Below are 13,149 nucleotides of genomic sequence, written 5' to 3'. Positions count from 1 at the left end.
GGGCCGGCCGGCTACTGCGGGACGACGGCGAAGGCCTCGATCTCGACCAGCAGTTCGGGCCGGAACAGTGCCGAGACCTGCACCGCCGAGGAGGCCGGGAGGCGGTCGGCCGGGATCACCGCGTCACGGGCCTCCCGTACCGCCGGGAGGTGGGCGACGTCCGTGACGAAGTAGGTGAGCTTCACGACGTCGTCGAAGGCGGCCCCGGCCGCCGCCAGGCACCGGCGCAGGTTCTCGAACACCTGCCGGGCCTGGGCGGCCGGGTCCCCCTCGCCCACGACCTCGCCCCGCTCGTCGAGCGCGCACTGTCCTGACACGGCGACGAAGCGCCCCGTGCCGAGGACGACGTGGCTGTAGTGGGGGCTCGGGGCGACTCCTTCCGGCGCGGCGATACGGGTGAGAGGGCTGCTGTGCGACGGTGTCGTGGTCATGGACACGATCTTGCCCGCTCGTCCTCCCGTCCGGCCGGCGGGGCGTCAGCCGCGGAAGCCGAGGAGGCCGTGGAGGGCCGCGCCGCCCGCGGACGCCGGCATCGCGCGCGTGGCCGTGGTCGGCTTCGGGGCCGCCTGGGCGGGGCAGGTGGCGTCCGAGGCCCGGCCCGTCGCCAGATAGGCCGCGACCTTCTCGTCCAGGCACTTGTTGCCGCTCAGGGCGATGCCGTGGTTGCCGCCGCCCTCCTCCACCAGCAGGGCCGAGCCCTTCAGCTTCTCCCGCATGCTGAGCGCCCCCGCGAACGGGGTCGCCGCGTCCTCCGTCGCCTGGAGCAGGAGGGCCGGCGGCAGATCCGCGTTGGTCACGTCCGGAGCCTCCAGCGGCTCCGTCGGCCAGAACGCGCAGGGCGCGTTGTACCAGGCGTTGTTCCAGGTCATGAACGGCGCCTCGGCGTGGGTGCGCCACATGTCCGCGCGCCACTGGTTCCAGTCCTTCGGCCAGGCCGAGTCCCGGCACTGGACCGCCGTGTAGACGCTGTAGCCGTTGCCCGCGGAGGGCTCCACCGCGCCGAACCGCTCGTAGGCGGCCACCAGCGGCTTCGGGTCCTTGGCCACCGTGTACGCGGCGAAGGCCTCGGCCAGGCTCGGCCAGTAGCCGTTGTAGTAGCCGCCGGGCATGAAGGTGTCCTCCAGCTCGGCAGGGCCCACCTTGCCGCCCGCCGGGCTCTCCCGCAGCGCGTCGCGCATCGCGTACCAGCGCTCCTCGACCGCGGCCGGGTCGGTGCCGAGCTTGTACGTGGCGTCGTACCGGGCCACCCAGGCCAGGAAGGCCTTGTGGCGGGCGTCGAAGGCGCGGTCCTGGGCGAGGTTGTCCTCGTACCAGACCCCGCCCGGGTCGACCACGGAGTCCAGGACGAGCCGGTGCACGCGGCCCGGGTGGAGCTTGGCGTACACCGCGCCGAGGTAGGTCCCGTACGAGTAGCCGAAGTAGCTGATCCGCTCCGCGCCGAGAGCGCCGCGCAGCACCTCGATGTCCCGGGCGGCCGAGACGGTGTCGATGTACGGGAGCACGTCCGCGTGCTTGGTCCCGCAGGACTCGGCGAAGGAGCGCACCCGGTCCAGGTTGGCCTGCTCGGTGGCCTCGTCCATGGGGACGGAGTCCGGCCGGGCGGGCTTGAAGTGTCCCGCCGCGCAGTCCAGTGCGGGCTCGCTCTTGCCGACGCCCCGGGGGTCGAAGCCGATCACGTCGTACTGGGCGGCCACCTCCTTGGGCAGGGCGGAGGCGATGTAACCGGCCAGGCTGCGCCCGCTGCCGCCCGGGCCGCCGGGGTTGACCAGCAGCGGGCCCTGGGAGGTGGTGCCGGTGTGCGGGACCCGGGTCAGGGCGAGGGTGATCTGCCGGCCGCCCGGCCGTCCGTGGTCGAGGGGCACCTTGAGGGACGCGCACTGCAACGTCGGGTAGCGCGGGGTCGCGCAGCCGGTCCAGCTCAGCGCGGCCCGTGCGGGCGCGGCCGGATCGGCCGGTGCCGCGGGTGCGGCCGTGACCGGGCTCGCGAGGGCGGCGGCGACGGTGGAGATCGACAGCAGGACAGCGGCGCGCTTCTTCAAGGGGTGGAGCATGGGGCCTCCCAGCCGAGGGTTCTGGGCGGAATCGTTCCGGAAACCGCGCCTGGAAAGCGGGATTGCGCCGCCGATTGGCCCGATGTGATGACCGTTCAGGCCGCGTCGGCGGTCACAGGAGACTGAGCTGCGTGGCCCCGGCCGGCCCGGACCCGTCGGGACGCTCCGGAGCGACGATTCTGCGGGCCTCGCCCCGGCGTGCCGGGCCGATGCCGAATTCGGCCGCCAGTTCGTGGACTTGGCGGGTGATCCGGCGCTGGTACCAGGTGGGGGCGTACGACCCGCCCGCGTACATCCGCTCGTACCGGGGGACCAGGTGGGGGTGGTGGGCTCCCAGCCAGGCCGTGAACCACTCGCGCGCCCCGGGTCGCAGATGGAGTACCAAAGGTGTCACGGAGGTCGCGCCGGCCTCGGCCACGGCCCGTACGGTCGCCCGCAGCTGCTCCGGGGAGTCCCCGAGGAAGGGGATCACCGGGGCCATCAGCACCCCGCACTCGATCCCGGCGTCGGTGAGGGTCCGTACGGCGCCGAGCCGGGCGGCGGGGGAGGGGGTGCCCGGCTCGACGGTCCGCCAGAGCCCGGGGTCGGTGAAGCCGACCGAGACGGAGATCCCGACCTCGGTGACCTCGGCGGCCTCTCGCAGGAGGGGGAGGTCGCGCAGGATGAGCGTGCCCTTGGTGAGGATCGAGAAGGGGTTGGCGCGGTCGCGCAGCGCCTCGATGATCCCGGGCATCAGGCGGTAGCGGCCCTCCGCGCGCTGGTAGCAGTCGACGTTGGTGCCCATGGCGATGTGCGCGCCGGTCCAGCGGGGCGAGCCGAGTTCGCGGCGCAGCAGTTCGGGGGCGTTGGTCTTGACGACGATCTGCGAGTCGAAGCCGATGCCGGTGTCGAGGTCGAGATAGCTGTGCGTCTTGCGGGCGAAGCAGTACACGCAGGCGTGACTGCATCCCCGGTACGGGTTCACGGTCCATTCGAACGGCATGCGCGAGGCGCCGGGCACCCGGTTGACGATCGACCGGGCGCGTACCTCGTGGAAGGTGATCCCCCGGAACTCGGGGGTGTCGATGGTGCGGGTCACGACGGCCCCGGCCCCGAACAGCGCGGCCGGCCCCGCGGATCCCTCGGTCAGGTTCTCCCAGCGCATGAGGCGCCTCCCTCGGTAGCTCCGGCGCCGAGAATAGAACAAACGTTCCCATGATCGTGCGGGTCGGAATCCCTTCGATCGCATCGAGGCGGGCGTGGCCGCCCTCCCGGTCCACCTCCGCCGCCCCGTCCGGCGCGGATTTGGGCCACCGCCCCGAAGGTGGTTGGCTTCGCCGTGACGAGCGGACACAACTGCTGGAGGAACAGCTATGGCGCAGGTCGAGGCCACCACGGAGCGGATCATCGCGGCTGACGCGGAGACCGTGTTCGACGCGCTGGCGGACTACACCGGGACCCGAGGGAAGCTGCTGCCCGAGCACTTCAGCGAGTACGAGGTGCGCGAGGGCGGCGACGGCGAGGGCACCCTGGTGCACTGGAAGCTCCAGGCCACCAGCAAGCGCGTGCGCGACTGCCTGCTGGAGGTCAGCGAGCCGACCGACGGCGAGCTGGTGGAGAAGGACCGCAACTCCTCCATGGTCACCACCTGGCGGGTCACCCCGGCCGGTGAGGGCAAGTCCAAGGCCGTGGTCACCACCGTCTGGAACGGCGCCGGCGGCATCGGCGGCTTCTTCGAGCGCACCTTCGCGCCCAAGGGCCTCGGCCGGATCTACGACACCGTGCTGGAGAACCTGGCCACCGAAGTGGAGCGCTGAGCAACGGCGTTGACGGTGGGGCCGGGGCAGCGGCCTCACCGGATCGGGTGAACCCGGCACGCCCGCGCGCCGCGCCGGTGCGTGAGCCCCACGGCCACCGGGGGCCCCGGCGGCTAGGGTGGCACCCTGAGCGCAACCGACCGCCCGGGGGCCCGATGAAGATCCTCATCTCCGCCGACATGGAAGGCGCCACCGGCGTCACCTGGCCCGCGGACGTGCTGCCCGGAACCCCGCAGTGGGAACGCTGCCGCGCGATGTTCACCTCCGACGTCAATGCCGCCGTACTCGGCTTCTACGACGGCGGGGCCGACCAGGTCGTCATCAACGAGGCGCACTGGACCATGCGCAACCTGCTCCTGGAGAAGCTCGACGCGCGCGCCGAGATGCTCACCGGCCGCCACAAGACCCTCTCCATGGTCGAGGGCGTCCAGCACGGCGACGTCGACGGCATCGCCTTCGTCGGCTACCACACCGGAGCCGGCTCCGAGGGGGTCCTCGCCCACACCTACCTCGCCAACTCGATCACCGGAGTCTGGGTCAACGGGACGCGCGCCAGCGAGGGGCTGCTCAACGCCCACGTCGTCGCCGAGTACGGGGTCCCCGTCGTCCTGGTCACCGGAGACGACCTCACCTGCGTGGACGCCGCCGGATACGCCCCCGCGGCCGTGACCGTCGCCGTCAAGGACCACGTCTCGCGCTACGCCGCCGTGTGCCGCACCCCGGCCCGCACCGCCGCCGACATCAGGGCCGCCGCCAAGGAGGCCACCGCCCTGGCGGTCCGGCACGAGCCGGTCCGCGGCGGCCCCTTCACCGTGGAGCTGGAGTTCGACGCCGCGCACCTGGCGATGTCCGCGACGGTGGTCCCCGGCGTGGAGCGGTCCGGCGAGCGCAAGGTCGCGTACACCAGCGAGACCATGTACGAGGGGATCCGGGCCTTCAAAGCGGTCACGACGGTCGTCTCGGCGGCCGTGGAGGAGCAGTATGGCTGACATGTGCGCAATCAACGCCGAGGTCCCCGCCGGAGCCGTGGACGCGGCGGATCCGGTGGACGCGGTGGGCGTGGGGTACGGCGCGGACGTGGTGGACGCGGTGGCCCTCGACGAGGCCGTCGAGTTCACCTCCGGCCTCATCCGGATCGACACCACCAACCGGGGCGGCGGCGACTGCCGCGAGCGCCCCGCCGCCGAGTACGTCGCCGAGCGGCTCGCCGCCGCCGGCCTGGAGCCGCTCCTGCTGGAGCGCACTCCCGGCCGCACCAACGTGGTCGCCCGGATCGAGGGCACCGACCCCGGCGCCGCAGCCCTCCTCGTCCACGGCCACCTCGACGTGGTCCCCGCCGAGGCCGCCGACTGGAGCGTGGACCCCTTCTCCGGCGAGGTGCGGGACGGCGTGGTCTGGGGCCGCGGAGCCGTCGACATGAAGAACATGGACGCGATGGTGCTCGCCGTCGTACGGGCCTGGGCGCGCGCCGGAGTGAAACCGCGCCGGGACATCGTCATCGCCTACACCGCCGACGAGGAGGACAGTGCGTTCGACGGCTCCGGCTTCCTCGCCGACGACCACCCGCACCTCTTCGAGGGCTGTACCGAGGGCATCAGCGAGTCCGGGGCCTTCACCGTGCACAGCGGCCCCGGCGGCCGCGCCCTCTATCCGATCGCGGCGGGCGAACGGGGCACCGCCTGGCTCAAACTGACCGCGCACGGCACCGCCGGCCACGGCTCCAAACCCAACCGGGCCAACGCCGTCAGTCGGCTCGCCGCGGCCGTCGCCCGGATCGGCGAGCACGAATGGCCGGTGCGGCTCACCGACACCGTCACCGCGTGCATCACCGAACTCGCCGCCCTGCAGGACCTGTCGGTGGACCCGCGGCAGCCCGGCCTCGACCTCGACGAGCTCCTCGACGCACTCGGCCCGGCCGGCACCCTGGTCCGCGCCACCGTGCGCAACAGCGCCAACCCGACCATGCTCAGCGCCGGCTACAAGCTCAACGTGATCCCCGAGCGCGCCACCGCCTACGTCGACGGCCGGACCGTGCCCGGTGGCGAGGCCGAGTTCGCCGCCACCCTCGACGCGCTCACCGGCCCCGACGTGACGTGGGAGTTCCACCACCGGGAGGTCGCCCTCCAGGCCCCCGTGGACGGGCGGACGTACGGGATCCTGCGCGAGGCGGTCGAACGGTTCGACCCGGCCGGCCACGTGGTCCCCTTCTGCATGGCGGGCGGCACCGACGCCAAGCAGTTCTCCCGCCTCGGCATCACCGGCTACGGCTTCTCCCCGCTCAAGCTGCCGCCCGGCTTCGACTACTGGGCCCTCTTCCACGGCGTGGACGAGCGGGTCCCCGTCGACGCCCTGCACTTCGGCGTCCGCGTCCTCGACCACGCGCTGCGGACCCTGTGAACGGGGCCCGGTCATGACGGCGACGACCCGGCCCTACGGCAGCTGGCCCTCACCCATCGACGCGGGCCTCGCCGCCTCCCTCGACGGGCGGCCCGAGTACCTCGGCACGGTCGGCCCCGAGGTGTGGTGGACCGAACCCCGGCCCGAGGAGGCCGGCCGCCGCACCCTGGTGCGCCGCCGCCTCGCCGGCCCCGGACCCGAGATCACCGAACTGCCGGCCCCGTGGAACGTGCGCAGCCGCGTCACCGAGTACGGCGGCCTGCCCTGGGCGGGAGCGCAGCGCCCCGACGGCGGCCCCCTGCTGGTCTTCGTCCACTTCGCCGACCAGCGGCTGTACGCGTACGAGCCCGACGCGCCCGGCGGTCCCGAGCCGCGGCCCCTCACCCCGCTCTCCGGCACCGGCGGCGGCCTGCGCTGGGCCGACCCGGTGCTGCGCGGCGGCGAGGTGTGGTGCGTGCTGGAGGAGTTCACGGGCCCGGCGCCGACCGATGTGCGCCGGGTTCTGGCCGCCGTACCGCTGGACGGCTCGGCGGCCGGCGACCGCGGCGCGGTGCGGGAACTGACCCACGACCGGTACCGGTTCACCACCGGTCCCCGGCTCTCCCCGGACGGCCGCCGCGCCGCCTGGCTGGTGTGGGACCACCCCCGGATGCCGTGGGACGGTACCGAGCTGCGGGTCGCCGAAGTCACCGAGGGCGGGGAGCTCGCCGACGCCCGGACCGTGCTCGGCGGCCCCGACGAGGCCGTCGCCCAGGTCGAGTGGACGGCCGAGGGGACCCTCCTCGCGGTCAGCGACCGCGGCGGCTGGTGGAACCCGTACAGCGTGGACCCGCGGACCGGCTGGGCGATCAATCTCTGCCCGCGGGAAGAGGAGTTCGGCGGCCCGCTGTGGAAGCCGGGGCTGCGCTGGCTCGCACCGCTCCCCGGGGACACCCCGCACCCGGCGGGCCCGGGCGCCGGGCTCGTCGCGGTCCTGCACGGGCAGGGCTCCCCGGTGCTCGGTATCCTCGACCCGGAGAGCGGCGACCTGGTGGACGCCGCCGGGCCGTGGACCGCCTGGCAGCCGACCCTGGCCGTGCACGGCACCCGGGTCTACGGGGTCGCCGCCAGCCCGCGCAGCGCCTACGAGGTGGTCGAGCTCGACACCGCCACCGGGCACGCCCGGGCGGTCGGCGCGCAGCGCCCGGACCCGGTGGACCCCGCCTACTACCCGGAGCCGCAGAGCCGCACCTTCCTCGGCCCCGACAACCGCCAGATCCACGCGCACGTCTACCCGCCGCACCACCCGGCCTGCCTGGCCCCCGCCGACGAGCTGCCCCCGTACGTGATCTGGGCGCACGGCGGACCCACCGACCACGTGCCGCCCGTACTCGACCTGCACATCGCCTACTTCACCTCGCGCGGCATCGGCGTGGCGGAGGTGAACTACGGCGGGTCCACCGGCTACGGCCGTGCCTACCGGGAGCGGCTGCGCGAGCAGTGGGGCGTCGTCGACGTGGAGGACTGCGCGGCGGTCGCCCGGGCGCTGGCCGCGGAGGGCACCGCCGACCCCGCCCGGCTCGCCATCCGCGGAGGCAGCGCGGGCGGCTGGACCGCGGCGGCCTCGCTGGCCGCCACCGACCTGTACGCGTGCGCCGCGATCATCTACCCGGTGCTGGACCTGCTGGGCTTCGCCGAGGAGACCCACGACCTGGAGTCCCGCTACGTCGAGAGCCTGGCCGGGCCGCCGCAGACCCTGGCGGTACTCAGCCGCGAACGCTCCCCCGTGTCACGGGCCGACGGGATCACGGCGCCGTTCGTGCTGCTCCAGGGACTGGAGGACCCGATCTGCCCGCCGGCCCAGGCCGAACGGCTGCTGGACGCCCTGCGGGGCCGGCCGGTACCGGTGCCGCACGCGTACGTGACCTTCGAGGGCGAGGGCCACGGGTTTCGCCGGGCGGACACCATGGTCCGCGCGCTGGAGGCCGAACTGTCGCTGTACGCGCAGGTCTTCGGCATCGAACGCGCAGACGTCCCGCGGCTGGAACTGGACTAGGAGATCGCGGCGGTGGCGGCCGGAGCGGAGCGTACGCCCCACCAGACGGAGCCGAGCAGCAGGACGCCGGGGAGGATCCCCGCGACGGTCGCGATGACGGCGAGGGGGACCGCGCAGGCGGCCAGGACGAGCCCGGCGGCGCCGCAGGCGGCCATCGCGGCCGCGAGCAGCCGCAGCGACGGCGCGCGCCAGACGGCCGCGAGACCGAAGAAGTGCAGGCCGACGACCAGGCTGATCCAGGCCACCGTGGCGTGCGGGGTGTGCAGTACGAGGTTGATGACGAGGATCCCGGCCAGCGCGGCGGCCACCTCGGCGGCGACCACGAGGAGGTAGCGCCGCCCGAACAGCCGGGGCGCCGTCGCCACTTGGCCTTCGGCCCGGGGCGCCCCGGCCCGCCGCAGCGCGATGAACAGCCAGATGAACGAGCCGATCGCGAGGACGCGCACCACGACGGCGACGGCCGCGGGCAGGTTTCCGGCGTTCACCAGGACGAAGACGAGCCCGAACACGGCGCCGACGAGCCCGCTGGTCTGATGCGAAGTCACCGCGCCAGTCTCACCCGAACTTGATCATGACGCCACACCGTGGTCCCCGCCGCCCGTCGTGCGCAGCCACACGCGCAGCGGTCCGATCGCCGTGAACCCGGCCCGGACCGCCGCCTCCAGGTCCTCCCCGTGCTCGTAGCCGACCACGTCGAGATCCGGCCACCGGAGGGAGACCGCGCCCAGAACACCCGCCCAGGCGGCCCCGAACAGGTTGGACACGCCGACCACGCCGCCGCCGGTGCTCGCGACGGCCCCGGCGGCGATCCGGCCGTCGGCCCGACCGGCCAGGAACACGATCCCCTCGCGGAGCAGGGCCGGCCGGAACAGCCGGTCGCCCCCGCCGCCGTCGAAGGCGGCCTCCCAGGCCGCCAGTTCCCGGGCGTCCGAGACCTCGGACCACTCCATCCCGGCCGCCTCCGCCACGGGGAGCGGAGCCCCGGCGGGCCGGTGGATCCACTGCGCCTCGAACAAGACGTCGAAGCCGTTCCCCGCCAGGTCCAGATCCCCGAAGCTGTCCTTCACCGAGCAGCCGGGCGAGGCGGTTTCGACGCCCCGGACCACACTCCCCGCCGGCACGGCCGGTTCCAGGGTCACGGCATCGGGATACATCGGCGGAGTCCGCCGCGGACTGCACCAGAGGCCGGCCCCCTCGTACCGCGCGGTCACCCCGTGCGCCCGGCAGACGGCGTCGCACCACACCGCGTTGTTCAGCGCGGCCCGGCGCACCAGCGCCACGCGCGCCGTCTCTTCCATGATCACGCCGGTGATGGTCTCACCGCCCGGGGGCCGTGTCGATCCGATGGCGCGATCACGATGCCGTCGCACCACGGGACCGGTGACGCGGCGGGACGGGCGGGGTGTGCGCAAGGATGAGGGCATGCGTACTCTCGTGCTGCTCGACGCCCCCTCCAACCTCGGGCTGCGACCGCCCGCGCCGGGCACCGTGCCGGGGGTCTACAAGCTCGCCGGCGCCCTGCGCGAGCAGGGTCTGCTGGCCCGGCTCGGGGCCGTCGAGGGCGGGGTGGTGGTGCCGCCGCGCTACGACCGCGGTGACTGGCGCGAGGGCGACGGCGTGTTCCACGCCGAGGCCCTCGCCGCGTACACGGTCACCCTCGCCGACCGCATCGAACGGCACCTGCGGGCCGGGGAGTTCCCCGTCGTGCTCGGCGGTGACTGCTCCATCCAGCTCGGCGCGGCCCTTGCCATGCGCCGCCTGGGACGCTACGGCCTGGCCGCGATCGACGGCTCCGCCGACTTCCGCCACCCCGGCAACGAGGGCGTGAACGGCCCCGTCGGCGCCGCCGGCGGCGAGGAGCTGGCTCTGTCGACCGGCCGCGGCCAGGCGGATCTCGCCGACCTGGAGGGGCGCGGCCCCTACCTGCGCGACGAGGACGTACGGCTCTTCGGGCTGCGCGACGGCGACCCGGACCTCGCCGAGCTGCACGCGGCCGGGATCTCCGTCGCCACCGTCGGGGAGATCCGACGGCGTGGCGCCGGACCGGTGGCCCGGGCCGCCCTGGACGGGCTGCACCCGCCGGACACCGCCGGGTTCTGGGTGCACGTGGACGCCGACGTGCTGGACCCGGCCGTCATGCCGGCCGTGGACAGCCCCGACCCCGGAGGTCTGCTCCCCGACGAACTCGCCGAGCTGCTCGCCGTGCTGGTGGGCTCGCCGCGCTGCGCCGGGCTCAACGTCACGGTCTACGACCCGGACCTGGACCCGGACGGGCGTGCGGGCGCCCTCCTCGCCGACCTGGTCGCGGGCGCCTTTGCGTAATCCTGACCGGTGGTGATCCGCGGAACCCCTGTGCACCGGCCGCCGTGGCGTGTTCCATTTCCTTCATGGCCACCACCGTCCGACGCGCCGTACTGACCCTCCCCGCAGCCCCGCTGGGCTCGGACAACCCGCTGCCCGCCCTGCGCGCGCCCGATGACGCGCACACCCTGGACGAGCGTGCGCGCGAGGGGATGCCGCGCGACATGGCACGGCAGATCGGCTACGAACCCCTGCGCTCCCTCCTGCCCGTACGGATCCGGGACGGGTACGGACGGGAGCGCGCGGAGCGGGAGTTCGAGTCGATCGTCATCGAGAACGACCACCTGCGGGTCACCGTCCTGCCGGGCCTGGGCGGGCGGGTCCACTCCCTCGTGCACCTGCCGTCCGGGCGTGAACTCCTCTACCGCAACCCGGTGTTCCAGCCCGCCAACTTCGCGCTCAACGGCGCCTGGTTCTCCGGCGGCATCGAGTGGAACACCGGCGCGACCGGGCACACCGCCCTGTCCTGCGCCCCGCTGCACGCGGCCCTCGTCCCGGCGCCGGACGGGGGCACGATGGTCCGGCTGTGGGAGTGGGAGCGCCTGCGCGACCTGCCCTTCCAGGTGGACCTGTGGCTGCCGGAGGACTCGGAGTTCCTCTACGTCGGCGTCCGCGTGCGCAACCCGCACGAGCGGCCCGCCCCCGTGTACTGGTGGTCCAACATCGCCGTCCCGGAGGACGCAGGCACCCGGGTGCTCGCTCCGGCCGACGAGGCCTGGCACTTCGGCTACGAGCGCGCGCTGCGCCGGGTCCCCGTACCGGAGTGGGAGGGCGCGGACCGCACGTACCCGCTGCGCGGCACGTACCCGGCCGACTTCTTCTACGAGGTCCGGTACGGGACCCGGCCCTGGATCGCCTCCCTGGACGCCGCCGGGCACGGGCTCGTGCAGACCTCCACCGCGCGGCTGCGCGGACGCAAGCTGTTCGTGTGGGGCGCGGGCGGTGGCGGCCGGCGCTGGCAGGAGTGGCTGACCGAGCCGGGCACGGGCGGCTACGCGGAGATCCAGGCCGGGCTGGCCCGGACCCAGCTGGAGCACGTACGGCTGGAGGGAGGGGCCGAGTTCAGCTGGCTGGAGGCGTACGGCCCGCTGTCGGCGGAGCCGGAGCAGGTGCACGGCGCGGACTGGGCGGCGGCCCGCGGTGCGGCCGGAGCCGCGCTGGAGGCCGCACTGCCGCGGGAGCGGGTGGACGCGGCGTACGAGGCGTGGCGCGGCCACGCCGACACCGCGCCGGGGGAGCGGCTGGCGCGGGGCTCGGGCTGGGGCGCGCTGGAGGTGCTGTGCGGGGGCTTCGAGCTGCCGGGCACCCCCTTCGGGGAGGACACGCTCGGGGAGGAGCAGGAACCGTGGCTGCAGCTCTGGCGCACGGGCGTCCTGCCCGCCCCGCGACGGGTGGTCCCGCCGGGGCCGAGCCTGGTCGCCGCGCACTGGCGGGACATGCTGGAGACGGCCCCTGCGGACCCGCTGACGGAGTACCACCTGGGCGTGGCCCAGTGGCACGCCGGGGACACGGCCCAGGCGGTGCGCAGCTGGGAGCGGGGGCTGGCGCTGGCCCCCTCGCGGTGGCCGTTGCTGCGCTGCCTTGCGGTGGCGGACGCCCTGGCCGGGGACTCGGCGCGGGCGGCCGACGGATTCGAGGCGGCCTTCGAGGACCTGGCCGGGGAGAGCCGCGGCGGCGAGCCGTGGACGGCCGCGGAGTCGGCGCTGGGCCAGGAGGCGATGGCCGCCCTCCTCGCGGCGGGCCGGCTGCCGCAGGCCCGCGCGGTCTGGGACCGGCTGCGGCCCGCCCTGCGGGAACAGGGCCGCTTCCGGTTGCTCGCGGCCCGGCTGCTCGCGGCGGAGGGCCATGTGCGGGCGGCGCGCCGGGTCTTCGAGGACGGGTTCGAACTCCCGGACCTGCGGGAGGGTGAGGAGACCCTCGCCGAGGTCTGGGCCACCCTCACCGACTGCCCGCTGCCGGCGCGCTACGACTTCCGGATGCGGCCGCCTACTTCTTGATCTTGTCGATGCAGAGCACGAACTTCTTGCCCGAAGAGCGCCGGCCGCCGCTGGTCTGCTCCTGGTAGCCGATGTCGGAGACGTTCTCGCACTTGGCGGTGTCCAGCGTGTCCTGGTGCACCTGGACCACCTTGTACTCGGCGGTGGCGCCGCCGCACTCGACCACCTGCAGGTCGGGCGAGATCTGGGTCCCGTTGTTCTTCAGGCAGTCGCCGGCCTTGGCGTGGTCGGCGTCGTCCTGGCTCAGGAAGTAGCCCACGCCGACGGCGATGAGGACGGCCACGGCACCGATGATCTTGAGGATCTTCAGGACGCCCATGCCCCCGCGCCGGGTCGGCGGCGCCGGCGGCGCGGCGGCCCACTGCTGGGGCTGCTGTCCCTGCGGCGGCTGCTGGCCGTAGGGGCCGGGCTGGCCGTTGGGGCCGGACTGGGCGTAAGGGTTCGTGCCTGGCTGCGGCGGCTGCGTCATGGGTCTGTCCCCCGGGGTGCGTGACTACGTATTGACGTGCGCA

12 protein-coding genes are annotated in these 13,149 nt (G+C 74.3%); 6 read left to right on the top strand and 6 right to left on the bottom strand.

The window, feature by feature from the left end:
• Positions 1-11: 11 nt before the first annotated feature.
• From Sspor_RS10700 to Sspor_RS10690, 3 genes are all read right to left on the bottom strand, one after another.
• Entirely contained in the window at positions 12-431 is a 420-nt protein-coding gene (locus Sspor_RS10700) for a RidA family protein (protein ID WP_202198843.1), read from the bottom strand.
• Positions 432-476: 45 nt separating this feature from the next.
• On the bottom strand, positions 477-2,051 hold the full coding sequence (locus tag Sspor_RS10695) for an alpha/beta hydrolase (RefSeq protein ID WP_202198842.1): 1,575 nt from the start codon (positions 2,049-2,051) through the stop codon (positions 477-479).
• Positions 2,052-2,163: 112 nt separating this feature from the next.
• Entirely contained in the window at positions 2,164-3,195 is a 1,032-nt protein-coding gene (locus tag Sspor_RS10690) for an Rv2578c family radical SAM protein (RefSeq protein ID WP_202198841.1), read from the bottom strand.
• Positions 3,196-3,403: 208 nt separating this feature from the next.
• Here Sspor_RS10690 and Sspor_RS10685 point away from each other — a divergent pair, with 208 nt between their 5' ends.
• From Sspor_RS10685 to Sspor_RS10670, 4 genes are all read left to right on the top strand, one after another.
• Positions 3,404-3,847 (top strand): SRPBCC family protein, encoded by a 444-nt coding sequence (locus Sspor_RS10685; protein ID WP_030012423.1) that lies wholly within the window; start codon positions 3,404-3,406, stop codon positions 3,845-3,847.
• 155 nt (positions 3,848-4,002) lie between these two features.
• On the top strand, positions 4,003-4,836 hold the full coding sequence (locus Sspor_RS10680; protein ID WP_202198840.1) for a M55 family metallopeptidase: 834 nt from the start codon (positions 4,003-4,005) through the stop codon (positions 4,834-4,836).
• A 1-nt stretch (position 4,837) separates the two neighbouring features.
• Complete coding sequence (locus Sspor_RS10675) at positions 4,838-6,244, top strand: M20/M25/M40 family metallo-hydrolase (RefSeq protein WP_202198839.1); 1,407 nt, start codon at positions 4,838-4,840, stop codon at positions 6,242-6,244.
• Between the two features lie 13 nt (positions 6,245-6,257).
• A complete protein-coding gene (locus Sspor_RS10670) occupies positions 6,258-8,279 on the top strand; it encodes a prolyl oligopeptidase family serine peptidase (RefSeq protein WP_202198838.1) in 2,022 nt (673 codons plus the stop codon).
• Here the strand turns inward: Sspor_RS10670 and Sspor_RS10665 are convergent.
• A complete protein-coding gene (locus Sspor_RS10665) occupies positions 8,276-8,824 on the bottom strand; it encodes a hypothetical protein (protein ID WP_202198837.1) in 549 nt (182 codons plus the stop codon). The genes Sspor_RS10670 and Sspor_RS10665 overlap by 4 nt on opposite strands.
• 24 nt (positions 8,825-8,848) lie before the next feature.
• Positions 8,849-9,577: a hypothetical protein gene (locus tag Sspor_RS10660; RefSeq protein ID WP_202203595.1), complete on the bottom strand. Its 729-nt coding sequence runs from the start codon at positions 9,575-9,577 to the stop codon at positions 8,849-8,851.
• Between the two features lie 124 nt (positions 9,578-9,701).
• Here Sspor_RS10660 and Sspor_RS10655 point away from each other — a divergent pair, with 124 nt between their 5' ends.
• Complete coding sequence (locus Sspor_RS10655) at positions 9,702-10,601, top strand: arginase family protein (RefSeq protein WP_202198836.1); 900 nt, start codon at positions 9,702-9,704, stop codon at positions 10,599-10,601.
• Positions 10,602-10,666: 65 nt separating this feature from the next.
• Positions 10,667-12,637, top strand: a complete 1,971-nt coding sequence (locus Sspor_RS10650; protein ID WP_202198835.1) for a DUF5107 domain-containing protein — start codon at positions 10,667-10,669, stop codon at positions 12,635-12,637.
• Here Sspor_RS10650 and Sspor_RS10645 read toward each other — a convergent pair.
• Positions 12,627-13,106: an LppU/SCO3897 family protein gene (locus tag Sspor_RS10645; protein WP_202198834.1), complete on the bottom strand. Its 480-nt coding sequence runs from the start codon at positions 13,104-13,106 to the stop codon at positions 12,627-12,629. The genes Sspor_RS10650 and Sspor_RS10645 overlap by 11 nt on opposite strands.
• Positions 13,107-13,149 lie beyond the last annotated feature (43 nt).

The organism is Streptomyces spororaveus (assembly GCF_016755875.1).
Classification (GTDB): domain Bacteria; phylum Actinomycetota; class Actinomycetes; order Streptomycetales; family Streptomycetaceae; genus Streptomyces; species Streptomyces spororaveus.
The sequence above is the reverse complement of the archived record's forward strand: the minus strand, read 5'-3'. Positions and strand labels throughout refer to the sequence as shown.

What these genes read in the sequence shown, in the direction of transcription:
- Sspor_RS10700 (WP_202198843.1), bottom strand. Translation starts at nt 431, where the DNA reads ATGACCACGACACCGTCGCACAGCAGCCCTCTCACCCGTATCGCCGCG.
- Sspor_RS10695 (WP_202198842.1), bottom strand. Translation starts at nt 2,051, where the DNA reads ATGCTCCACCCCTTGAAGAAGCGCGCCGCTGTCCTGCTGTCGATCTCC.
- Sspor_RS10690 (WP_202198841.1), bottom strand. Translation starts at nt 3,195, where the DNA reads ATGCGCTGGGAGAACCTGACCGAGGGATCCGCGGGGCCGGCCGCGCTG.
- Sspor_RS10685 (WP_030012423.1), top strand. Translation starts at nt 3,404, where the DNA reads ATGGCGCAGGTCGAGGCCACCACGGAGCGGATCATCGCGGCTGACGCG.
- Sspor_RS10680 (WP_202198840.1), top strand. Translation starts at nt 4,003, where the DNA reads ATGAAGATCCTCATCTCCGCCGACATGGAAGGCGCCACCGGCGTCACC.
- Sspor_RS10675 (WP_202198839.1), top strand. Translation starts at nt 4,838, where the DNA reads ATGTGCGCAATCAACGCCGAGGTCCCCGCCGGAGCCGTGGACGCGGCG.
- Sspor_RS10670 (WP_202198838.1), top strand. Translation starts at nt 6,258, where the DNA reads ATGACGGCGACGACCCGGCCCTACGGCAGCTGGCCCTCACCCATCGAC.
- Sspor_RS10660 (WP_202203595.1), bottom strand. Translation starts at nt 9,577, where the DNA reads ATGGAAGAGACGGCGCGCGTGGCGCTGGTGCGCCGGGCCGCGCTGAAC.
- Sspor_RS10655 (WP_202198836.1), top strand. Translation starts at nt 9,702, where the DNA reads ATGCGTACTCTCGTGCTGCTCGACGCCCCCTCCAACCTCGGGCTGCGA.
- Sspor_RS10650 (WP_202198835.1), top strand. Translation starts at nt 10,667, where the DNA reads ATGGCCACCACCGTCCGACGCGCCGTACTGACCCTCCCCGCAGCCCCG.
- Sspor_RS10645 (WP_202198834.1), bottom strand. Translation starts at nt 13,106, where the DNA reads ATGACGCAGCCGCCGCAGCCAGGCACGAACCCTTACGCCCAGTCCGGC.